The sequence below is a fragment of the Pseudoalteromonas sp. CO109Y genome, from assembly GCF_004208935.1.
Lineage (GTDB): Bacteria > Pseudomonadota > Gammaproteobacteria > Enterobacterales > Alteromonadaceae > Pseudoalteromonas > Pseudoalteromonas shioyasakiensis.
In genome coordinates, this window is sequence record NZ_SGPD01000014.1 from 61,973 (window position 1) to 85,403 (window position 23,431).

Below are 23,431 nucleotides of genomic sequence, written 5' to 3' on the forward strand. Positions count from 1 at the left end.
GTTGCAGTAAACTGCAACTCAGCAGCAAGTAAATAGTTAATTGTAACGCTTTATTTGCTTGCGTAGACCTTAAATTCACTAAGCGATAATTTATTATCTTTATCGCTGTCGTAGTTTTTGAAACGTGACCACAGAGCAGGGTCTCTCGCTGACTCTGAACGAGTCAGGTAACCATCGTCATTACGATCAAGTTGTTTAAATTTTTCACCAATACTATCTGCAGCAAAACTTATTGTGCTAAATACACCACATAAAATTAGGCTGGCAAAGGTTAATTTTGACATTATTTTAACTCTTGTTTGTTAAATAGTGTTTAAATTCAAGGAGCGAGATTTGTTGATCTTTATCTGTATCCCACTGTGCTATGCGTTTTTGCAAGTGCGGTTGAGAAGACAGTTCCTGCACAGATAAAAAACCATTTTTATCTTTATCAAGGTGATCAAATCTTTGTTTTACATCCAATGCTAAGCTATTGAAGCTTATAGTAATTAAGGTACATGAAGCAAGCCAGAAAATTCTCATAATTACTCTCCTTTATAAATAAAAGCGCTTGCCATAATTTAACTCCCAAAATTTAAATCCGTTTACACATTCCCTCTGGGATTATGGCAAGCACTTTAAGCCGTTAAGGTTTAAATTTTTCAAACTCTTGTTCAGACAGAACCTGATCGCCGTTTTCATCCAGATCGGCAAATTGCTTAAGTAGGTTATCGTGTTTGGTTGCTTCAGTTAATGAAATCTCGCCGTCGGCGTTTGTATCAAATTTAGCAAATCGAACATCCATTTGTGATGCTAAAACGGTGGCGCTGATAACTAAAAACATTAGCGAGAATGCAGCTAATAGTTGTTTCATTACAATCTCCTATTGAATAAACGACTGAAACTCAGAAAATGAAATTTGGCCATCTTGGTTACTATCAATTTGCGTAAAGTTGCCATGTAATAATGCATCTTCAGATGCTTCTGCTTCACTCAAAAAACCATTACTGTCTTTATCGAGTTCGTTAAACGTTGTTTGCAAATCAAGTGCATAACTACTTAACGAGATGAGACTTATAAGCAGGGTGGCTGCCAAGGCCGTTACTTTCATTTTGTGTCCTAAATAACTAATTTGCTTAGTACTAATCAAAATCAGTGCCAATTTTAAAAGTTCTTAATTATCAATTAGTTATTAATTTTATGTGGTTTTGAATGCGAAATAGTTACAGGGTATTGTGTCTTTTTTGCAACGATTTTCAGGTGTTAAAAGTTTATTCTTATTATTTCAATTAGTTAGCATGTTGCCAAATAGCAACTTTGTATCGGTTTTTGGGTAAAAATCAGCACTTTTTAAGGTCGGATTCAGCGAGTGTCTAAGTTTGTTCACTAATAATCTGCATCTGCAATTATGTTGAGAGTGAATATGCAAAATACAGTAGCGATAAAAATAAAACAGTTACTCAATTGGCGACCTAGTCTTATTGGCCAGTTCGTCTGTAGCATTTTGCTGTCTTTACTACCGTTATCTTTGGTGGTGATTTTATTTTTAAATGCGCTTAATAAGCAGCTTGCGGTGACTCAAGAAATCGTCGGTGACAATTACGAAATTACCAAAGCATTTAACAACCTCAAACAAGACTTAAATAGCCTTGAACGAGCAACTCGACAAAACTGGGTGCTCAAAAGTGAATCCCTCGATAGCTTGATTGCCAACAAGTGGCAATCGTCACTGCAAAGTGTCGATGAGCTCATTTTCTTAAGCCCAACCGCTGATTATGTCTCGCAGTGGCGGCAATTGGCTGAGGTATTACAATTTGCGCATCAATATTTATTAATAGAACAAAAGCAAGATGGTGAGCTGTTTGCACCCGCTAGTAAGCTTATCAGTGAGCAAACAAATTGGCTCAAAGAGCAAAATGAATTACGCATCACAAAAAATCAGCAGCAATTAAAAGCACTTCAAGCTTCATTTATTAATTGGTTGGTTGCGTTAATTCCACTCACTTTATTGGTCGGGGGAGGGTTTCTTTGGCGGATCAGCGGACGGCTCAGAGAACTCACAAATGTAATTGATAAACTTGGACAAGGCCATTGGCAGCAAAAAATTCAAGTTCGAGGCTCGTCAGAGTTAGTTGAATTAGGTAATAAACTTGAGTGGGTTCAAGCGCAGTTACATATGCTTGAGCAGCAAAAAGATACGTTTTTACGCCATGTGACACATGAACTAAAAACGCCCCTTGCTTCGATGGTTGAAGGCACAGATTTACTTGCAGATGAAATTGTTGGCCCAATCAATAGCGAGCAACAAGCTGTCCTTGAGTTAATAACACAAAGTATGGTGCGACTCAGAGCCATGATTGAAAGCTTATTGAGTTACAACGCGATTCGAACGAGTAAGCAAAGCCTAAGCGAGCTTAACTTTAACTTGATGATGAATAAAATTGAGCGTCATTTTGAGCACCGATTATCAGCGCGTGATTTATCCATTACTTGGGTTAACGAGTTACCAAATAAAGCCTTGTTTATCTCAATTGAGCTACTTGAAATGGTGCTTATTCAGCTTACCTCAAATGCGCTGAAGTTTTCGCCGGAACACGAGTCAGTGACAATAAAAGCAAGCTTAAAACAGGGGCAGTTAATTTTGAGTGTCAGCGACTTAGGAGTAGGGATAGAAGATACTGAAAAAGCCGCTGTGTTTGGGGCTTTTTACCAAGGTAAGAATGCAAAACAACATACTGAAATGGGCAGCGGGCTTGGTTTAACCATAGTTAAAGAAACCGTTGAACAATTAAACGGTAAGCTCTCTATTACAGATAATGAGCCACAAGGGTGTGTATTTACAGCCATTTTACCAATTCAATTAACCCAAGGAGTTAACTGATATGGGCTTAGCGAATAAAGCCAGTTTTATGCTTGTTATAGGCACACTTTTTATAACAGGGTGCACGATCACGCAAAAGCATGTTGAGCCAGAGCAAGTAGAGCCGACAACAGGTGTGAAACCTCAAGGGCAACCTAATCCAAAGCCTCGGCCGAAAAGTGAGCCGTTATACCCGCCTACAAGTACAGTCATTGCTTGGCATGCTGCTAAGTGTGGTGGCTTTAAAGCAAGCTCTGATAAAGCAAATTATGTTGGTGAAAATGAGCTAAAGCGTCTGTTTGAGTCGATTTGTTTACTCGGGGCTTCTGAGCCAGAAAAAGCCCTTAATCGGCTTGAACAAAGTGACCATGCTTTTTATTGGCCAGATGATATTAAGCAGTATCTTTGGTTACAAAAGCAATATTTACAACAGAATTTAGCGGCAAAACAAGCTAAGCAAGCGCTAAGTGATGAAATGGAAAAAACCTTATCGTCGCTTGCGACTATCGAACAACAACTTCTGCTACGTGATGAGACCAAGGAGCAGTAACCATGAATGAAGTAACAAAACCACGGGTTTTATTAGTAGATGACGATGCGAGTTTATTAAAGTTACTAGCGATTAGAATTGAGTCAAAAGGCTATTTGGTAAGCACAGTTGAAAGTGGCATTGAGGCATTACAAACGTTAAAAAACCAAACCTATGATGCGGTGATCACTGACTTAAGAATGGATGAAATGGACGGCATGGCTCTACATCGCCAGTTACAAAGTCGTTATCCTTCAATGCCGGTGATTATGATGACAGCACATGGTTCGATACCTGATGCAGTGGAAGCGACGAAGCAAGGTATATTTGCATTTATTACCAAACCGGTTGATAAAGATGAGCTGTTCGACAGCCTTGCTAAAGCTATCGAGATCCATGGTGTACATGGTGATGAAACACCCACACAAACAAATATTGTCACCCGTAGCGGCGCGATGTTGCATCTACTTGAGCAAGTTAAATTGCTTGGTCCAACGCAAGTGAATGTGTTGATCTCAGGTGCCAGCGGCACAGGTAAAGAGCTGCTTGCACAAGCGATACATCAACACAGCCATGTTAGTGACGGGCCATTTGTGGCAATTAACTGCGGCGCTGTGCCGGGGGAGCTTTTAGAATCTGAATTGTTTGGGCATAAAAAAGGCGCGTTTACTGGCGCAGTCAAAGACCATCAAGGTTTGTTTCAACAAGCACAAGGTGGTACCCTTTTTCTAGACGAAATTGGTGATATGCCGCTAAATTTACAGGTAAAACTACTGAGGGTTTTACAAGAGAAAACCATTCGCCCTGTGGGCTTTCAAGAAGAGATCCCAATTGATGTGCGGGTGGTGTCGGCGACTCATAAGAACCTCCCTGAGGCAATCAATAATCAGCAGTTCCGTGAAGATTTATATTACCGATTAAATGTGGTGAACTTAAAATTGCCTCCGCTTTGTGAACGCCGAGAAGATATTAGTTTGCTAGCACAGCATTTTGCAGGTCTAATTGCTAAACGTATGGGGCAAGAGCAAAAGCAGTTTGCCAATGATGCGATGCATGCTCTGATTCGCTATGACTGGCCGGGTAATATCCGTCAATTACAAAATGTGATAGAGCAGGTAGTAGCCCTTACACCTGGTAAAGTGATTGCTGCTCAGTTAGTTGAGAGTGCATTAAACAGTAATGTTAGTATTGCTGAGCCACTTTCGTTAAATGATGCAAAAAAAGAATTTGAGCGAGACTATTTAATTAATACGCTGAAAATGTCAGCGGGTAATGTTGCCGAAGCCGCAAAGCTTGCGAAACGTAATCGCTCAGATTTTTATAAATTAATTAAAAAGCACAACATTAATGTTGAAAGCTTAATATAAGGAAAAACATGGCGCTTTTTTTAGTCTATCTGGGTGGTCGTATTCAAGGTTGTCACATTGAAATGCACGACGTTCGATTTGTCGTAGGTGATAACATTGAGCAAACCTATTCAAAATTAAAAGCACAGTGGGTGGGTGATAAAAGCAATGTGCACATGGATAGTTACATGCAAATTCAGCACATCGATGGCTATCAGGTCGAAGTGGTTGATACTGCGCATCACCAAGCCGAAAAACTGTATTTTGTAAATTTAGGTGCCTATCGAGCTGATAGTCTTGCGGAGCAACATGATTTTGCATTGTACGTTGCCCGTAGCAGTGAAGAAGCAAAGCAACGCGCTAAAGAGTCTTTATTGGCGGGAATGACTCATCTTCATAAAGATGACTTACACGATGTAGACGATTGTTTTGCTATTGATTTATTAGATAGCAACTTATCAATAAAATTAACGCCAAGCGGGCAAGCTCAAGCAATGAAGCCCGATTGGTTTGGCTATCACGTTCTGTAATACCAATCCGCAATAATACTTAATCATTTTGAGGGATTAAACCTGTCGCTACCTGCGTTAAAAATTTCTGATTTACGACTGCATGGATGCAGAAGGTAGAGCAATGCAGGAGCAATTGCCGAGCACAACTAAATAACGAAATGTTTGCCTTGCTATCAACAAGGTTTTCTTGCCTCAAAATAGACCACTTAATTAAGCCAATTGGTATAAGCTATTCTTGGTTATCGTTTTTACTGGCAACTTTAAAGGCGATGATCACCAATCCAAATAAGGCAAATGGCAGTGCAGCAAGTAAATACTCAACGGTATGGCTGTCTTGATAGTTAGGCTGGAGTAGGAAGTGACCTGCAACACAAAGTAAAATAGCCACGAATAAAACGGGCAGTAAAATCAGTTCTTTTTTAGGTGAGTGTTTTTTCATTACAAGGCGTTATATTCCAAAGGTGCGCCATTGTAATGATCTCGCCTTACTCAGGTCAAATAAGTTGCTTTGTAGTTTGCTTTATATTGCGCTGTATCAACTTTTTTTGTGTCAGCTTTTACAGGCTGCTTTTTTGGAGCCGCTGGTTTATCGGTTGCTTCATTATAGCTAAATAGCCCCATAATGAACTCAATCTCTTCACGTTGTAACCCAGATCGCATGATGCCCTCCAAAGAATAATTTGCCTTTTGTATTACAAATATTACGTCCTGTAATCTGAATTATCGGTGAATACCCAGTCATTAAACTGTAATCATATGTAACGCAAATATGCTTATTTAATAGGCAGCTCCACAGTAAACACAACACCTGTGCCATCATCTAAATTTTCTGCCAATACTTTACCGTGATGGTAATCGCAAATAAGCCTTACAATATAAAGACCTAAACCCAAGTGGGGCTGCTGCTGATGTTGCTGACTTCTCACCGAGACCATTGAGTCGAAAATGTGTTCAACTAAACCGTCAGGGAGCAAAGGCCCTTGGTTGCTGACTTTTAATAATGCATGGTGCTCTTGCTTGGTTAAGCTGACTGAAATTGTGCTTTGCGGGGTTTTAAACTCAAGTGCATTGTTGATGAGCTTATCGAGTAATTGCGCAATAAATTCTGGTGCGCCACTAACATTTAACGGCTCCTTACAAAGCGACAAGGTAAATAGGCTTTCACCATAGGTTATTTGATAGCCCTGCATGCAGCCGGTGATCACCTTGGTCAGGTCAAACTCTTCTGCCTCGGCATTTTGAATACTTTGTTCAAGGCGCGTTGCTTCACTCATGGTGGTAATAATTTTACCTAACCGCTCAACCCCTTCACTGGCACGGTCGAGGTATTTTTGACTCAGTTCAGATTGCGGCTGCATTTGTAAGTTTTCAAGTGATGAGCGCACAACAGCCACGGGCGTACGCAGTTCATGGGAGAGTCGTGATGACATATTTTCTAGGTAATCAGTATAACCACTTAAACGGCTAACAATGTTGGCAAAGCTGCGAGAAAGGTCGCCAATTTCGTCATTCGAATCGGCATAAGTAATCTTGCCAGTGATCCGCCCTTGAGCATCAATAGCTTGCTCGGCATTATCACGTAAGCGGCGAATACGGCTGGAAATTCTTGAAGCAAAAAAGAACAGTGTCACAGTACCAACAAGCATCACCGCTAAAATCACATTAAAGAGCTTTTCTAAGGATTTATTACGCAGAGTGCGCACGCCGTTGGTGGTTTCTTCTGCGATTACTGCACCAATGACTTTGTCTTGGATCCAAATAGGGTAGGCCGCCGATAAAATAACGGCTTTGTTATCTGGGGTTAAGCGCCATGATGATGCGGGTTTACCATTTAAAGCACTGGCTATGTGAGTACCTTGCATCGCTGCGACATCATGCAAGGTATCAATAAACTCATTTTCTGGGCGAGTTAAAATTTTATAGTAAAGTGGGTGTAAGTAATCTTGCTCAAAGCGTTGCCACCAGGTTGTTGCAGGCTCCTCTTTTAGGCCGTCTGCCCAAACGCCATCGGCATGATGAATTGAGCCTGATTGCGCAAGTACGCGATGATGGTTATCGACGACCCAAATTCGGCTGCCACTGTGGCCCATGCCTTTCAAAATACGGTTAATTTCTGGTGAAGGCACTAAAACAGAGCCGATATCATTGGGGTTTTGTAGGTTTGAGGTCGACATAAGCTGAGGCTCAACCTTGTCTTCATCCCAATCTTCAATCGCAAAACCAAGCTTATTACCTAGCATCGAAAGCGGGAAACGCAGCTCTATGTTGTAACCTGTGTCGGTGCTTTTAAAATAGCCTTGGATTTTAGTGACAGGCTCCTGTGTTGTGGCATCAAAGGCATTAACCCAACCATCTTGACGGGCGGCCACCACATAACTTTTAAATTCACCTTCAGGTGTTTTTAACATGATCTGTAAGTGATCATTACGGGTAAAGCTAAGCACATTTTTAGCACGATACACCAGGGAGCTGTCAGTGACTTTAAAAGCCGCATAAAGGTAGTTTTCGTATTTGCCTACCATGTGATCAAAACTTAGATCACTTTCTTGATGCTCATTGCTTAGCCCTTGTAAGTAGCGCTTGTCATAATGCCAAAATAAGCTTTGATAAGGCTGCCATTCCGACAATTTACCATCAAGTTGAATCGGGTTATTTAGATTATAGGCATATAAATCTCGGCCTTTTACAACTTGATCTAAAAAGTTGGTTTGCGAGTCAAACAAAGCGGGGCGCTCATGTAATGCGGTTGCGAGTGCGCGGGTGGTGCCCACTAAGGTTTTTTCTTGCCCTTGCCTTAAGAACTTTTCCATTTCCCAAACATATTCATAGCCAAGCCAAGGCAATAAAAATAAAAAGCAGGATAAGAAAATAAACTTTGTTCTAAGCCCCAAACGCAGCATTAAGCTTGCTCCCAGCGATAACCCATACCGTAAACGGTATCAATGCAGTCAAATGCATCATCTAAAGCAATAAACTTTTTACGAATACGTTTTACGTGTGAGGTAATAGTGCTGTCATCAACATAAATCTTCGCATCACTCATTAATTCGTTGCGGCTTTTAACATGGCCTGGACGCTGTGCAAGTGAATGTACCATCCAAAATTCTGTCACAGTTAAATCAACCAGTTGCTCTTGCCAAAAAACCTGCATGCGCTGGGTATCTAACTTTAACGGGCCGCGATGCAAAAGAGCGGTTTGATCGGCGGGTTGGTCGAAGGCATCAAGGCGTCTAAACAATGCGCCAATTCGAGCAGCAAGGTGCGCCATACTGATGTCTTTAGTTAAGTAATCGTCTGCTCCCATGCGCAGGCCACATACGGTATCAATTTCGCTATCACGGGCGGTTAAAAATATAATCGGTAAGGTTTTAGAAAGACTGCGTAATGTTTGGCAAAGTAAAAAACCACCATCCACTTCATGGCCAAGGCCAATATCAACAATGGCTAAATCAGGTAAAGATTGACTAAATGCCAGTTCAGCACTGGATCTGTCAGCAAAGCCTACAACCTGATAGCCCTGAGCGCTGAGCATTTCAGTGTAGTTTTCTCGGATTGCTGTTTCATCTTCAACGATTGCTATTTTCTTCATTGTTAATACTTACTTAAATTCTTTCTATAGTGAACTATACCTAATTTTTTGCCTTGCGTACTGGCAAAAACGCGATTGCCATTTTTCTGCCACAATTGCTCAGCAGTTTGCCTTTTTTGATCCCCTTTATTGCCATTTCGACTTGTTTTAATAGCTCCATACCAAGTTTGCAACACCAACCAATGTTGCCAAGCAATTAAGTAGAAAAAGGATTAAACCATGAAAAAATTAATTATTGCCGCTGTTATCACATCTGCTGTATCTGTAGCCCCTTTTGCAGATGCTGCGAGTCAAAGTAAACAAGAAACACCAAAAGAAACAGCCATTGGCTTAGGTGCTGGCGCAGTTGTTGGCGGCATAGTCGGCGGCCCAGTGGGAGCATTTATTGGCGCGTTTGCTGGTGGCTTAATTGGCGAAAAAGAAGCGGCAGACAACACCATTGATGAACAAGCTCACGCATTAGTTGTAATGAAGGAGCAAACCGCTGATTACCAACAAGTGATTGCCGATAACGCAGCACTAAGTGAGCAGCTTGAATTATTAGCTGACGAAAAAGAGCAGTTACTACAAGCCCAATTAAACACCTTACTGGCGATGACGGTACAGTTTAAAACCGGCTCTAGCGAAATTGCCCCACACTTTGCTAATCAACTCGACAAAGTCGCGCAGTTATTGATTGCCCAGCCAAATTTGGCTATCGACTTAAATGGCTTTGCAGATCAGCGTGGTGATGAATTGGCTAATTTAATGCTCTCAAAACAGCGTGTAAATGCAGTGCAAAGCTACTTAATTAAACTAGGTGTGCCTCATACGCGCTTAACCGCAACCGCCTTTGGTGAGCAGCAAAGTGTTGCCGATTCAAATAACTACGAAGACAACGTGTTTGACCGCCGCGTAACCTTAACGACACGCCCTGTGTCACAAAGCAGCTTACGTACAGCACAAAGTAATCACTAATTCATCGGTCGATGGAGTGACATATTATGTTGAGTAACCGTACCAAAAGGCTCCTTTTTGGGAGCCTTTTTATCCTCTTATTAGGTTATGCAGTTAACCCTGCATTTGCAGCCAATGCCAGTGTCGAACTGCGTTTTTATGATGATTCAAATAGCCAAGTGTCGTCGGGCTTATTAGTGAAAAACGATGTCACTATGACGCTCACTGGGCTTATTAATCATGTTGTTGTTAAACAACGTTATCAAAACCCGCACCCGTTTGCGGTTAATGCCCGTTATGTGTTTCCGTTACCTGATGAAAGTGCAGTTCATGCCATGCAAATGCAAATTGGTGAGCGCATTATCACCGGTAACATTGCCCTTAAACAGCAGGCTGAACAGCAATTTGAACAAGCTCAAAAGCTGGGTAAACGCGCCGCTTTAGTTCGTCAGCAACGTGCGAATATTTTCTCTACTGATGTGGCAAACCTTGGTGCAGGGGAAGAGATTGAAATTACCTTGCAATACCAAGAGATAATCGGTTTTCGAGATGGTGTGTTTTCACTGCGCTTTCCTACCACTATTACGCCGCGCTACGAACCTTTAACGGCAGAACTACAGCAAAAAGCGAATCTAGAAACAAAAGACACAGAACAACAGAACGACGCAACAGCTAACACAGCGCAAGTGGCATCAGCGTGGCTGAAACCTGTTTTTCATCGCGCACAAAGCCAAGAGTCTGATGCGAGCCTAAACCTTGCAATTGCGATGGATATTGGCCTTGAACTCAGTGATATCAGCGCTAATTTAGCGGGTATGCAAATCGATAATCCAGGTTTTGGTCGGTACCAGTTATCACTTAATCTTGATGTTCCAATGGATAGAGACTTTGAGCTGACATTTAAACCCCTTGATAAAGCCCACTCTCAGGCTGCATTTTTTACCGAAACAGTAGCAGGGCAAGAATATGGTTTACTGATGTTAGTACCGCCAAGCGATCACTTTACCTCGCAAGCTCGTCTTCCTCGCGAAATGGTGTTTGTTGTTGATACCTCCGGCTCAATGCATGGTCAATCTATGGAGCAGGCTAAACAAGCCTTGTTTTATGCCCTTTCGTTATTGGATGAAAATGATAGTTTTAACATCATCGGCTTTGATAACGAAGTGTCAGTGTTAAGTGACACGCCAATGATTGCCAATGACTTTAACATTCGCCGTGCAGAGCGCTTTATTTATGGCTTACAAGCTGATGGCGGCACCGAAATAGCAAAAGCACTGACTCAGGTACTTGATGGTAAACAGCATGATGGCTTTGTACGCCAAGTGGTGTTTTTAACCGATGGCAGTGTGGGTAACGAAACGCAGCTATTTAAACAAATTCAAACAGATTTAGGTGACAGCCGACTCTTTACCGTCGGTATTGGTAGCGCGCCTAATAGCTTTTTTATGACCAGAGCTGCTGATATTGGTCGTGGTACATTTACTTTTATAAGTAGCACCAGCCAAGTACAGCCAAAAATGCAACTACTTTTTGATAAGCTGGCGCATCCAGCTGTTACTGAGCTTGCTCTTGAAGGCGACAAAGCAGCCCTTGAGTATTGGCCATCGCCATTACCTGACTTGTATTTTTCAGAGCCGGTTTTGGTTGCCGTGAAGCTTGATGGCAGTCAGCACTTAACATTAAAGGGGCAGACAAACACAGGGCCAATGACGATTAATTTAGCAACTGCCAATGCTGCACACGGCGAAGGTATCGCTAGACTCTGGGCCAGACAAAAAATTAAGTCATTACTGCTTTATAACGAAAAACAGGCGGTACGCGCAGAAGTCGAAGCATTAGCACTTCAGCATCATTTACTTAGCCCTTTTACGGCCTTTATTGCAGTTGATAACTACGCGGGTAATGAGATTGCAGAGCGTTCAATGCAAGTGCGAAACAAACTTCCTAACGGCATGACGCTACCGCAAACCGACGGACAAAGCCGGGTGTTTATGTTATTTGGGTTGTTGTTGCTTTCATTCTCATGGTTATGGCAATGGCGACGCTAAAAAAAACGCTGCCAGTTTGCAGCGCCTTACTTGGCATCGCATTGTTTGTTAATGGTGGCTATATGCAGGCAAAAGCTTGGCTGGCACAGGCATTGATTGAGTCGGCTTGGCAGCAAGCTTTGCAAAGTCCTAATCAGCAAGTAAGGCCTTGGTTTTACGCCGATGGTTATGTCACTGCACACATAAATTGGCCAAGTCAGCAGCAAGAATTGACTGTACTTGCTGGTGCATCGGGGCGAAACCTCGCGTTTGCCCCCGGGCATTTTTTACCAAGTGGTGAACTTGGCAGCACAAAAGGGGTGTTAATTGCGGGTCATAACGACACCCACTTTGCATTTCTAAAACATGTCGCAGTGGGTGAGCAGTTCAGTATGCAGTTGCAAAGTGGCGAGATTGAGCACTATCAAGTTCGTAGCATTGATGTTATTCATCAAAGCGAACAGGGCTTTTTAGCACAATCAGGCCTTTATTTATTAACCTGTTACCCTTTTGACTCGTTAGCTTCAGGGACTGAGTTTAGGTTATTGGTGTCGGCTGATAAATTATCGTCGTCTACGTCAACTTTCAGCTCTTGATGACGTTGACTAACAATAACACCGGCGAATACCACTGCAATACTCACCCATTGCCATAGTGTGAGTACTTCGCCAAGTAAAATAGCTGACAAAATTAACGCAAAAATTGGAATGAGGTTTGAATAAGCAGCAGCGGTTAATACCGACACCTTACTGATGGCGTAGTTGTACATGCCATAGCCGCCTAAAGTGACACATGAGCCTAAATATAAAATGCTCAGTAGGGCACTTAAGTCGTGCTGATTTTCGCTGGGTAGTTCGATAAAAAATAAAAAAGGCGCAAAGAATAAGCTACCGCTAAATCCTTGGATTGCTATTAAGGTCAGCGGTGAGTAACGGGCGACTAAGTGTTTTACGCTCACGGTATAAAACGCCGCGCAAACCATCGCCATCAACTCTAAAAAGTTACCAAGCAGTGGGTTAGGGGCTTGCTCAGTGCTTGGTGATAATAGCGTTAATAAAATACTACCACCAATACATAAGGTAAAACCAACGACGATGGCTTTACTGATGTACTCTTTTAATATTAAGAACGCCAAAATAGCGACGATAATAGGTAAACAAGAGACTATTACCCCAGCTTGCGATGCCGAAGTGTATTCAAGAGCATGCCCTTCAAATAAATAATAAAAGCAAGGCTCAGCTAGTGACATACCAATTAAGTACTTCCAGTCACCTTGTTTAAACTCAAAGCGGATTATATAGCGCCATAAACATAAGCTAATCAATAACGTGGTTAGCATTCTTAAAAAAATCACTAACACAGGGTCATAAACATTGATTGCATGCTTTAAAGCAATGTAAGAGCTACCCCATAAAAAGGTCGCAATAATTAAGCATAAACTGGCTGGCATAGGTGTCGCTATTGAGTAAAAAAACGAGAGCGCGATCCTAGCATGAATTTTTTTAACTTGTTCAAAAACCGTTAGCTGGTATATATAAATTCTCTATTTTAATTACAGAATATAAGAATCAAATGCAAAGGCCACACGTCGTTGTTGTAAAGCTGGGCACAAGCGTGCTGACAGGCGGTACCGACAAATTAGATAAAGCGCACATGGTGGAACTTGTTCGCCAATGTTGTGAATTAAAAAAACAGGGTTATCAGGTTGTTTTAGTATCAAGCGGCGCGGTTGCTGCAGGTCGCGAGCAACTCATTACCCCCTGTGGTCGTTCTTTGATTGAAAAACAAATGCTTGCCGCAATCGGCCAAGGACAGCTTATTCATATTTGGCAGAGCTTGTTTGCTTTGTATGGTGTGAATGTTGGACAAATGCTACTGACTCGCGCCGATGTAGAAGACCGTGAACGTTACTTAAATGCCCGCGATACCTTAAATGCACTTCTTGCTCACAATGTGGTGCCAATTATTAACGAAAACGACGCCGTGGCAACCGCCGAAATTAAAGTAGGTGATAACGATAACTTATCTGCTTTAGTCGCGATATTAGCGAATGCAGAAAAGCTGTTACTGTTAACTGACCAAGAAGGCCTATTTACAGGCGATCCTCGCTCTGATGCCAATGCGACACTTATCAACGAAGTTGAGCATATTAATGATGAACTCAGAGAGCTCGCTGGTGGTAGTGGCACCACCCTAGGTACCGGTGGTATGGCAACCAAACTGCAAGCAGCCGATATTGCACGTCGCGCTGGTGTTGAGGTAATTATTGCCAAAGGGGCAGGTAAAAATGTGATTTTAAATTGCATGGCCGACAAGCTCCCTGGTACACGCTTTTTAAAACTCACCGCACCAAAAGATGGCCGCAAAAAATGGTTACTTGCAGGACCTAAAAGCACGGGGCAATTAGTGATTGATGATGGCGCAAGCCTTGCACTTAAAGAGCGTGGTGCAAGCTTACTGGCAAAAGGCGTAAAAACTGTGCGAGGGCAATTTGAACGAGGTGATGTGATTGAAGTGGTGACGTGCCAAGGGCAATGTATAGCCAAAGGCCTTGTTAATTTTAACCATCAAGAAATTGATCAAATTAAGGGCTGTCATTCGTCGCAAATTACCCAGTTGCTTGCATTTGCACCAAGCAGTGAAGTAATCCATCGAGATGATATGATTTTGTTATAGTTTTTTAGTAATTCTGATAAAGTTAACTAAACTAAAGTAATAAGCAGTTTTGGGGACTTTTAGATGGCGGCTAACGCTTGCGGACATGACTGGGTTGTAGAAATTACCCAACAAGAAGAAGAGCCTGAGCTCGATCAGGCGCTTATCAATGCCGTGAGTGAATTAGATGAATTCTCTCGTTTCGCTATTTATATCAATAAATTTTTCAAACCGGGCTTGCCTGCAAGACTACTAAATAAAGATTCAGTTATCGAAGAGCTTAGTGAGCACGAAGTCAATGAGCTCATCGAAAAAGTCAGCCGCAATAAAATTCGCATCAGTCGCAACTACGGTTTTATTTCTACTTATGTGCCCATTTATTACATGGGCAATGTGGTTGGTGTACTGGTCATTGAGTCTGAAAAAGAGCTTTCAGAGCGCTGTAGCATGCTCGCCATCTACATGCTAAATATCTACGCGAATCAACTGTCGTTACTTTATAAGTCGCAACTTGACCCTTTAACTGAGCTTTTAAACAGGCAAACCTTTGATAAAAAAGTGATTGAAATTGCAGCCGATGCCGCTGTAGGCCATGAAAGCCATGACTCAAAGCAACGTCATTGGTATTTGGCGATGGTCGATATTGATCATTTTAAAAGCGTAAATGACAACTATGGGCACGTTATTGGCGATGAAGTGATCTTGTTAGTAGCACAGTTATTAAAAAATAATTTTCGAATAGAAGATTACGTTTTTCGCTACGGCGGCGAAGAATTTGCTGTGTTATTTCAAGCAAGTGACGAGCTCGATGCACGTAATGCCCTCAATCGTTTCCGTGGCTGTGTGGCAGAATACCCTTTTCCTCAAGTCGGTAACTTAACTGTGAGTAGTGGTTTTATGCCAATTTACGAGTTTGAAATGGTTGCCAGCCTAGTCCAAAAAGCCGATCAGGCCTTGTACCATTCTAAAAACAGTGGTCGTAATTGCGTGACTGCCTATTCAGAGTTAGATATTCAACAAAGCCAACCTCAAGATGATTCAATAGAGCTGTTTTAAGGTGTTGCAGCGCGCTTAGCTGTGTTAAAATTGCCCACTATTTTTAGAGCCACATGAGAAGGTAAGATGAAGTTTGTTCGTTGGTTGTTAGGCCGCATCATTTTGTTTTTTGATTTTGTATTCACACCACGCAGTAAAAAGCGTCCGGCAGCAGAGCAAGCAGCGCTTGACTCAGTGACGTCACAATTTAAGCTTTATCAATTTAAAGCCTGTCCATTTTGCGTGAAGGTACGTCGTGCTATTAAACGCCAAGGTCTATCAGTTGAAACCCGTGACGCTAAAGGTAACGAGCAATTTCGCCAAGAGCTATTAGAGCAGGGTGGCAAAGTGAAAGTGCCTTGTTTACGTATTGAAGAAAACGGCCAAGTAACTTGGTTGTATGAATCAAACGATATCATTGCTTATTTAGATAAAGTCGCTGCATAAAGCGGCTTTTCACTTCGATTATAGCCCGTGCTGTGCTAGCATTTGGGCAAATTTTTAATTGTCTTTTGAGAGATATAACCATGACAATTCGCACCCGTGTTGCTCCGTCACCGACTGGTGACCCGCACCTAGGTACTGCATACATCGCATTATTTAACTACTGTTTTGCTAAGCAGCAAGGCGGTGAGTTTGTGTTACGTATTGAAGATACAGACCAAGTTCGTAGTACGCCAGAATCAGAGCAAGCTATTATGGATAGCTTACAATGGTTAGGCTTAAACTGGGATCACGGTCCAGATGTAGGCGGTGAGTTTGGTCCATACCGTCAATCTGAGCGTAGCGATTTATATAAGAAATTTGCGCATCAGTTAGTTGAACAGGGTAAAGCTTTTTACTGTTTTGCTACGAGCGAAGAACTAGACCAAATGCGTGAAGAGCAAATGGCCGAAGGCCTACGCCCTAAATACGATGGTCGTGGTTTAAATCTTTCTGAAGATGAAATTAAAGCAAATCTTGAAGCGGGTAAGCCTTACGTAATCCGTATGAAGATCCCAAGCGAAGGCACGTTCAAGTTTAACGATTATCTACGTGGCGAAATTGAGATCCCATGGGAAAATGTAGACATGCAAGTGCTACTTAAAGCTGACGGTTTCCCAACTTACTTCCTTGCCAACGTTGTTGATGATCATCACATGCAAATTAGCCACATTTTCCGTGGTGAAGAGTGGATCAATTCAGCGCCTAAGCTATTAAAGTTATATGAAGATTTCGGTTGGGAAGCGCCAGTACTAGGCCACTTACCGTTACTTCGTAACCCAGATAAGTCAAAATTATCGAAGCGTAAAAACCCAACTTCAATCAACTACTACAAAGAAATGGGTTACCTACCAGAGGCACTATTAAACTATTTAGGCCGTATGGGTTGGTCAATGCCTGATGAGCGTGAAAAGTTCACGTTAGCAGAGATGATTGAACACTTTGATATGAAACGTGTGTCGCTTGGTGGCCCTATTTTCGACATCGATAAGCTTAGCTGGTTAAACGGTATGTGGATCCGTGAAAACTTATCTGATGCTGAACTAATGCAACGTTTTGTTGATTGGAAGTTTAATACTGAGCTATTCGCTAAAGTATTACCAGAAGCAAAAACGCGTATTAATACGCTTTCTGATATGGTTGACCTTGCCGGTCACTTTGTCGGTGGTATTCCAAGCTATGATCCTGCTCTATTAACAGCAGGTAAAGCTGATGAAGATGTAATCCGTCAAGCATTACAGTTCTTCATCTGGCAATTAGAAGGTTTACGCAGTTGGGAAAAGCCAGCGATTTTTGCTATCGCAAAAGAAGTGGCGACTTTCCATGAATTGAAGATTAAAGACTTCCTTGAGCCAATTTTTGTGGCTATCACAGGTAAGACATCTTCAACTTCAGTACTTGATGCGATGGAAATTTTAGGTTCTGACTTATCACGTGCTCGTTTGCGTGTTGCACTAGCACATCTTGGTGTGTCTAAAAAGCAAGCGAAAAAAATTGAGCGAGCATATCGCGATTACCCACAAGCATAATCGTGATAAAACTTCCAAAAACCGAGCTCTATGCTCGGTTTTTTGTTTTTAGCTGTAGCTGTTAAAAGTGCCTGCTTAGTAATAAATAAAGCGAAATAGTCCTCAGTAACTATATGTCTTACCTTTAGTCACTGGTAAAGTCTTTACAGCTTTCAATCCAGTAGCCATTGCCACCTCTATTTACTACTTCAAGTTTTAGTTGCTCAATAGCAATACTATTTATCTCAGTCGGGCTGTAGCCACCAGATTGCACTGAGCGTTCACCAAGACAACTAAATCCTTCAACATCAGCTAAGTATTAAGCGCCACTTTTCTTTTATATTCAGTAATATTGTAAGAAAAAACGAAATATTGATGCTTCTGTAGTAACTTTAATGTTAACAGTGTGTACAAAACGCTACACGAATGTACGACATTTTTAAAACCTCTTGTGGTTATATTGTAGTCGCAAGCAGTGAAATGGATTTTCACGTAGCTTGAATAATTACTCTAACTAACTATCCAGGGGATACTTTATGCAAGTGAAAACACTCTCGATTGCTGTTGCCGCAGCTCTCTATAGTGCCAGTGCTGCTCATGCAGTGGGTGTAGATAACAACCAAGTTAAACACCAATTAAAAGCACCGAATATCACATTTGAAGAAGTAAAAGCGTTTAGCAAAGAGTTTAACCAAGGTGACTCTAGCAACATGCTACAAAACGATGGTCTAAATGTTCAGCTAAATAGCAAAGCAAATAAATTTGCTGAAGAAGGCATTGATGGCGAGCATGTTTATATTATTCGTTTACGTGATAACTCAGTGGCACTTGAAGCCCGCGATTTAACCTCGCCATTATCACAAACACTTCAAGCACAAGGCGTTTCAAAAGTATTTGAAAAAGGTCAAGCAGCGGTCTCTGCCGTAACTGAGTATCAAAATAAACTACTTTCAAAACAACGTACTGTAATGCAAAACGTGACAGCGGTGACTGGTCGTACTGAGATGCGTCGTCAATTCACTAAAGCATTAAATGGTTTCTCTGTAAAAATGACTGAGCAAGAAGCGATGCGCGTTGCAGAGCTTGGTGCAGTTGTTTCTGTGATGCGTTCGAAAAACTATGATCTTCTTTCTGATGAAGGTCCTAAGCATATCGGTGCGGATCAAATTTGGGATGGCTCAAGCGTTCCAAGTGGCATCAAAGGTAAAGGTGAAGGCCAAATCGTTGGTATTATCGATACCGGTATTAACTCAGATCACCCTTCATTTGCAGCTGTAGGTGGTGATGGTTACGAGCATGAAAACCCGTTTGGTCCAGGTGTTTATGTAGGTGACTGTGTTGAAGAGCCTGAAGAAATCCAATGTAACAATAAATTAATCGGTGTGCGTTCTTATGATGTGATCACGGATGCGTTTGATGCCATGATCCCAGGCTGGCCTGCAATTGGTGAAGATTACCAAGGTCACGGATCACATGTAGCTTCAACAGCAGCTGGTAACGTGGTTAAAGATGTACCGTTTATGCTTCCGAGCTTTGGTGAAAACACCGATGGTAATATCTTAAAAGAAGGTTTATTCCCTGAAATCTCAGGTGTTGCACCGCACGCAAATATCATTGCTTATCAAGTATGTTACCCATCAAGTGACGAATACGCAGGCTGTCCTGGCGAAGCACTCGTAGCGGGTATTGAAGATGCTATTTCTGATGGTGTTGATGTAATCAACTTCTCAATTGGTGGAGCCGATTCAAATGTGTGGGCCGATCCAGTACAACTTGCATTCTTAGCAGCGCGTGAAGCGGGCATTAACGTTGCCGCGGCAGCAGGTAACAGTGGTCAAGCATGTGGCGCGGCTGAGTGTTTTGGTTATTTAGATAATTCATCACCTTGGCTTGCACAAGTTGCAGCAACAACGCATGGTCGCACTGTGGCTGTTGAAACGGCCGTTGAATTTGCTGGCTTTGCAGATGAAACTCTGGGTTCAGAAGTACCTAGCTGGTCAGAAACAGGCCTTGTTGGTGGTTCAATTAATAGCGAAGAAATTACCGGTGTTGTTGTTTGGGCTAAAGATTACGAAGACGTCAATGGCTTTAAAGATTACAACGGTTACTGTACAGCAGATTACCCAGAAAATACCTTCAACTTCTACAAAGATGGTACTGAAATCGCGGGCGCGGCTGATGGTAGCACCAATGTTATTGTTATCTGTCAACGTCACGATCCAAATGATTCAGCAGCCAATGCGCGTACTGCAAAAGTTGATCACGTAAAAGCTGGTGGTGCAGATGGTTTCATCATGTTTAACCGCAACAGAGACCAAGGTACTGTAGCAGAAGGTTATTCATTACCAGGTGTTCACTTTACCTATGACCAATGGAATGGCGTTTATCCAGAAGATGGCTTAGAAGATTGGGTAGATAGCTACTCAGAACTTGGTCACATGATCACTATTAAGCCAACAGTGATTGAACGTCGTGTTGATGCTGAAGATGCTGATTGGTTAGCGACATTCTCATCACGAGGCCCGTCTTATTCTAATGTTGAAGTACTTGCTCCAACGCTTGCAGCTCCAGGTGTTGATATTTACGCGGCTTACTCTGATGAGCATCCGTTTGTGACTCCGCATGGTCAAGATTACGCTGCAATTAGCGGCACATCGATGGCATCACCGCATGTTGCAGGTTCTATGGCGTTACTACGTCAAATTCACCCTGAGTGGACCGCAGCTGAAATTCAATCTGCATTATCAATGACTGCTGAAAACGTGGTTAAATATCACCGTTTAAACAGCGAAAGTGATGTTGTAGCTGATGCGAAAATCTATCGCTCTGGCGCAGGTCGTATCAATGTTGCTCTTGCTGCTAAAGCGGGTTTTGTAATGGATGAAACAGCTGATAACTTCTTAGCTGCTGATCCATACAATGGTGGTACGCCACATAAACTTAACTTACCAAACCTTGTTAATTTCTCATGTGCACCTGAATGTCAGTGGGTTCGTACCATTAAAGCAACAGAAGATGGTACTTGGACTGTAAGCCACGAAGATGTTGAAAACTGGGCATTTGATGTAAACACACAAACAGCACAAAATGGTGTGAACATCGATATCTTCCCGAAAACTTTCACACTGAAAAAAGGTGAAACACAAACAATCATTGTTAAAGCATCAATCATGGATACTCAAGATTGGTTCAGTAACTCTGAAGTTGAGTTGCATACAAACCTTGTTTTCCAAGCTGAAGAAGCAGATATCCCTGATGCGCATTGGCCTGTGGCGTTTAAATATGATCGTGGTAACTTACCATCATCATTAGAGACGATAGCTCATTCAAATGAAGGGACTTATGTTGCTAAAGGTATTGTATTACCTAGCGTTGAAGCACCTGTAGCTCGTGCATATGAGCCAGTTAAAGCAGATATCACTACGGTAACTTTACCAAAAGACGATGACCGTACTTTCCCTTGGGCTATGAATCGCACTGATGATGTAGATGCGGCAGATATTTTAGATGAAGCAACATTTACTAAGTTTGTTACTGTGCCAGCTAATTCTAAACGTTTTATTGCTGAAACAGTCGGTGTTGAGTCAGAACTTGAAGGCACCTTGAACGTAGGTAACCCTATTTTATACGTAGGTAAAGACTACAACGGTGATGGTATTGTTCAGCCACAAGATGAAATTTTATGTGTATCTAACCATAAGATTTATAAAAACTTCTGTAATATAAACAACCCTGAAGAAGGTGAGTATTGGGTTGTAGCTTATAATACGAATCAATCGTCTGTTGATGCAGTTGAAGAAACCTTTGAGCTTGCTACAGCGGTTGTGTCAGACCAAGTTGCATCAGGTATGACTGCAAGTCTGCCAGGAAGTGATGGTCAAAATACTGTTGAAATGACAGTCGACTGGGACATGGACCTTGATGCCGATAGCGTGTACTACTCATTATTAGATGTCGGTACATCGGCTGTGAACCATGGCAACCTAGGTTCTATTCCATTTAAGCTTAACCGTGGCAATGATGTTGCACACCTTGATGCGCCATACACAGGTGCAAAAGTGGGTGATATGGTGCCTTACACATTTGAAGTGTTAGCGAATAACTCAGGTGTAGACCGTGAGTTCTCACTAGAGCTTGATATCCCTGCAGGTTTGGATATCAAAGCAGAAAATGTCATGGTTTCAACAGCATCAGAAATCAACGTTGAAATTGCTGACGGTAAAGTGATTGTAACAGGCACACAAGCTGATACTCGTGATGTTGAACCTGATTATATCGTGACAGATAACATCACTGATGAAATGTGTCGTACGCCTGATTTTGGTAACTCTAACCCAGGTGGTTATGTCGATTTATCAGAGTTTGGTATCACGCCAATTCTATCTGGTTTCGATGAGAACAACCTTTATAACTCTCGCAGTGGTTATTCATTACCAATCGCAAGCTTCTATAATGGCGCATATGACACATTTAGCCTTTATAACAATGCTGAAAATACTAATATCCAAAACTCGATTATTCAAATTCGTGGTATGGGTACAGTAAATACTAATGGTAGCCGTTACTTCTACCCAGTACATAACCCGTTCCCTTATAACTCATTCCCATATGAGAACATGGGTCCATTATGGCGTGGTTGGGAGTTCACTGATAATGGCTTATTACGCTCTGTAATGTCAGTTGGCTTATCGTCAAATGAAGGTATTTCACTAGCAAGTACTTCAACTGGCTGGGGTATTATTGAGTGGGATAATGCATCAGACTACGATAACCCTGTATATGACCGTACAACGGGCAAATACACTTACACTAAACGTGATAACTCATTTGACTTCCAAGTGTTGTTTAATGCAAATACACGCTTTGGTAAAGGTGAGCATGAAATTTACTATGCATACGATAACCTAGACTATGGGTCTACACGTCCTGCCGGTAGTATTGGCCTGCAAGGTTTCCGTGGTGCACAGTATCAATATGGTCCACTTGAAAACTACCGTGGTATCCAAATCGCTTATAACAATCTAGATGAAGTTATCAGCGATGGTTACGTGGTGTGTATGGACTATGTAGGTCCAGAGTCATCACAATTTGAAGTGACTGCTTGGGCTGAAGTTACGCCGTCTGCAGCAGGTCAAACACTTGAAGTTGCAGCTAAAGCAGCAATCTCTGGTCTGAATGACATGACTTCAACAGCAACACTGGCCATTCCTGGCAACATCACAGTGGTAGCGCTTGATGACATGGTAACAACAGAAGAAACACCGATTAGCTTTGATGTTCATCACATTGATGAAAAGAACTCGAAGAATGAAATCTCGGTAATTTCTGACGACGTAACCTATGAAGTTGATGGCGATACAGTAACGATTACACCAAATGATAACTTCTCTGGTGAGACCGAAGTAACTGTAATGGTATCTGATATTGAATACCCATCAGATGCTGCAAGTACAACCTTTATGTTAACGGTTGAAGCAGTTAACGATGCACCAGTCGTTGCCGTTGAGGCGAGTGCTCAACAAGTGACTGAGGGCAGCGTTATTACCCTAGATGCATCAGCATCACATGATTTAGATAACGATGAGTTAACTTTCTCATGGGAAGGCCCAGGTACAATCGCAAGTCCAACATCAGCAATCACTGAAGTATCAGGTTTAACGGCTGGTGAGCATCAGTTTACTGTAACGGTAAGTGATGGTGTTGAACCGATGGAGCTAGGTGTAGCAGTGACGGTAACGGCACAAGAGACAACCGTTGTTCCTGAAGAAAAAGCGAAATCATCAAGTGGTTCACTTGCTTGGTTAACTGTTCTATTAGCTGGTTTTGCAGGTGTTCGTCGCCGCGTAAAACGAGGCTAAGTACTCCCTAAGTATGTTATGTGACAAAGGGCCTTCGGGCTAATGCTGATCAGTTAAGAAGTTGATCAGTTGACCGATCAGAATGATCATGCACAATCCGTAGTTAGGCAACTA

At 42.0% G+C, this 23,431-nt stretch carries 22 protein-coding genes; 12 read left to right on the top strand and 10 right to left on the bottom strand.

Annotated features, from left to right (window positions below; all coding sequences use genetic code 11):
- Positions 1–50: 50 nt before the first annotated feature.
- The 4 genes from EXT43_RS05545 to EXT43_RS05560 form a co-directional block, all read right to left on the bottom strand.
- Positions 51–284 carry an EF-hand domain-containing protein gene (locus EXT43_RS05545; protein ID WP_054560867.1) on the bottom strand — a complete coding sequence of 78 codons (234 nt, stop codon included), beginning with the start codon at positions 282–284 and terminating at the stop codon, positions 51–53.
- Positions 285–288: 4 nt separating this feature from the next.
- A complete protein-coding gene (locus EXT43_RS05550) occupies positions 289–522 on the bottom strand; it encodes an EF-hand domain-containing protein (RefSeq protein WP_054560866.1) in 234 nt (77 codons plus the stop codon).
- Positions 523–625: 103 nt separating this feature from the next.
- On the bottom strand, positions 626–853 hold the full coding sequence (locus tag EXT43_RS05555) for a hypothetical protein (protein WP_054551189.1): 228 nt from the start codon (positions 851–853) through the stop codon (positions 626–628).
- A gap of 9 nt (positions 854–862) precedes the next feature.
- Positions 863–1,090 carry a cag pathogenicity island protein Cag25 gene (locus EXT43_RS05560; protein WP_062564862.1) on the bottom strand — a complete coding sequence of 76 codons (228 nt, stop codon included), beginning with the start codon at positions 1,088–1,090 and terminating at the stop codon, positions 863–865.
- A 312-nt stretch (positions 1,091–1,402) separates the two neighbouring features.
- Between EXT43_RS05560 and EXT43_RS05565 the strand changes: the two genes are divergently transcribed.
- From EXT43_RS05565 to EXT43_RS05580, 4 genes are read left to right on the top strand one after another with little or no spacing between them, the layout of a single operon-like run.
- A complete protein-coding gene (locus EXT43_RS05565; protein WP_062564863.1) occupies positions 1,403–2,860 on the top strand; it encodes a HAMP domain-containing sensor histidine kinase in 1,458 nt (485 codons plus the stop codon).
- Between the two features lies 1 nt (position 2,861).
- Positions 2,862–3,389: a hypothetical protein gene (locus EXT43_RS05570; RefSeq protein ID WP_062564864.1), complete on the top strand. Its 528-nt coding sequence runs from the start codon at positions 2,862–2,864 to the stop codon at positions 3,387–3,389.
- Between the two features lie 2 nt (positions 3,390–3,391).
- Positions 3,392–4,735 carry a sigma 54-interacting transcriptional regulator gene (locus tag EXT43_RS05575; protein ID WP_062564865.1) on the top strand — a complete coding sequence of 448 codons (1,344 nt, stop codon included), beginning with the start codon at positions 3,392–3,394 and terminating at the stop codon, positions 4,733–4,735.
- Between the two features lie 8 nt (positions 4,736–4,743).
- The gene (locus EXT43_RS05580; RefSeq protein ID WP_058585737.1) at positions 4,744–5,244 is read left to right on the top strand and encodes a DUF1543 domain-containing protein; all 501 of its coding nucleotides are present in this window, start codon (positions 4,744–4,746) and stop codon (positions 5,242–5,244) included.
- Positions 5,245–5,455: 211 nt separating this feature from the next.
- On the opposite strand, the gene EXT43_RS05585 is transcribed toward EXT43_RS05580, so the two are convergent.
- The 4 genes from EXT43_RS05585 to pdsR form a co-directional block, all read right to left on the bottom strand.
- Positions 5,456–5,665, bottom strand: coding sequence for a hypothetical protein (locus EXT43_RS05585; protein WP_054551195.1), 210 nt, complete (start codon positions 5,663–5,665; stop codon positions 5,456–5,458).
- Between the two features lie 50 nt (positions 5,666–5,715).
- Positions 5,716–5,886 carry a hypothetical protein gene (locus EXT43_RS20655; RefSeq protein ID WP_156426462.1) on the bottom strand — a complete coding sequence of 57 codons (171 nt, stop codon included), beginning with the start codon at positions 5,884–5,886 and terminating at the stop codon, positions 5,716–5,718.
- Positions 5,887–5,999: 113 nt separating this feature from the next.
- Complete coding sequence (gene pdsS / locus EXT43_RS05590) at positions 6,000–8,126, bottom strand: proteobacterial dedicated sortase system histidine kinase (RefSeq protein ID WP_062564866.1); 2,127 nt, start codon at positions 8,124–8,126, stop codon at positions 6,000–6,002.
- Positions 8,126–8,815: a proteobacterial dedicated sortase system response regulator gene (pdsR, locus tag EXT43_RS05595; RefSeq protein WP_062564867.1), complete on the bottom strand. Its 690-nt coding sequence runs from the start codon at positions 8,813–8,815 to the stop codon at positions 8,126–8,128. The genes pdsS and pdsR overlap by 1 nt, the downstream gene beginning before the upstream one ends.
- A gap of 219 nt (positions 8,816–9,034) precedes the next feature.
- Here pdsR and pdsO point away from each other — a divergent pair, with 219 nt between their 5' ends.
- Genes pdsO through EXT43_RS05610 form a run of 3 tightly spaced genes read left to right on the top strand, consistent with a single transcriptional unit; the run spans position 9,035 to position 12,374 of the window.
- Positions 9,035–9,772, top strand: a complete 738-nt coding sequence (pdsO, locus tag EXT43_RS05600; protein WP_062564868.1) for a sortase-associated OmpA-like protein PdsO — start codon at positions 9,035–9,037, stop codon at positions 9,770–9,772.
- A gap of 26 nt (positions 9,773–9,798) precedes the next feature.
- Positions 9,799–11,799, top strand: a complete 2,001-nt coding sequence (locus EXT43_RS05605) for a marine proteobacterial sortase target protein (RefSeq protein ID WP_130166531.1) — start codon at positions 9,799–9,801, stop codon at positions 11,797–11,799.
- Entirely contained in the window at positions 11,787–12,374 is a 588-nt protein-coding gene (locus EXT43_RS05610; RefSeq protein ID WP_130166532.1) for a class GN sortase, read from the top strand. The genes EXT43_RS05605 and EXT43_RS05610 overlap by 13 nt, the downstream gene beginning before the upstream one ends.
- Here EXT43_RS05610 and EXT43_RS05615 read toward each other — a convergent pair.
- The gene (locus EXT43_RS05615; protein WP_130166533.1) at positions 12,281–13,228 is read right to left on the bottom strand and encodes a DMT family transporter; all 948 of its coding nucleotides are present in this window, start codon (positions 13,226–13,228) and stop codon (positions 12,281–12,283) included. The two genes, EXT43_RS05610 and EXT43_RS05615, sit on opposite strands and share 94 nt — an antisense overlap.
- A gap of 122 nt (positions 13,229–13,350) precedes the next feature.
- Here EXT43_RS05615 and proB point away from each other — a divergent pair, with 122 nt between their 5' ends.
- From proB to gltX, 4 genes are all read left to right on the top strand, one after another.
- Positions 13,351–14,454, top strand: a complete 1,104-nt coding sequence (gene proB / locus EXT43_RS05620; RefSeq protein ID WP_054560854.1) for a glutamate 5-kinase — start codon at positions 13,351–13,353, stop codon at positions 14,452–14,454.
- Positions 14,455–14,517: 63 nt separating this feature from the next.
- Entirely contained in the window at positions 14,518–15,489 is a 972-nt protein-coding gene (locus tag EXT43_RS05625) for a GGDEF domain-containing protein (RefSeq protein WP_062564872.1), read from the top strand.
- Positions 15,490–15,555: 66 nt separating this feature from the next.
- Positions 15,556–15,915 (top strand): glutathione S-transferase N-terminal domain-containing protein, encoded by a 360-nt coding sequence (locus EXT43_RS05630; RefSeq protein WP_054560852.1) that lies wholly within the window; start codon positions 15,556–15,558, stop codon positions 15,913–15,915.
- 80 nt (positions 15,916–15,995) lie between these two features.
- The gene (gene gltX / locus EXT43_RS05635) at positions 15,996–17,480 is read left to right on the top strand and encodes a glutamate--tRNA ligase (protein WP_054551203.1); all 1,485 of its coding nucleotides are present in this window, start codon (positions 15,996–15,998) and stop codon (positions 17,478–17,480) included.
- Positions 17,481–17,604: 124 nt separating this feature from the next.
- Here the strand turns inward: gltX and EXT43_RS20885 are convergent, their stop codons facing one another.
- Positions 17,605–17,733: a hypothetical protein gene (locus EXT43_RS20885; protein WP_269407463.1), complete on the bottom strand. Its 129-nt coding sequence runs from the start codon at positions 17,731–17,733 to the stop codon at positions 17,605–17,607.
- 262 nt (positions 17,734–17,995) lie between these two features.
- Here EXT43_RS20885 and EXT43_RS20890 point away from each other — a divergent pair, with 262 nt between their 5' ends.
- Positions 17,996–23,317, top strand: a complete 5,322-nt coding sequence (locus EXT43_RS20890) for a S8 family serine peptidase (RefSeq protein ID WP_130166534.1) — start codon at positions 17,996–17,998, stop codon at positions 23,315–23,317.
- Positions 23,318–23,431: the final 114 nt, after the last annotated feature.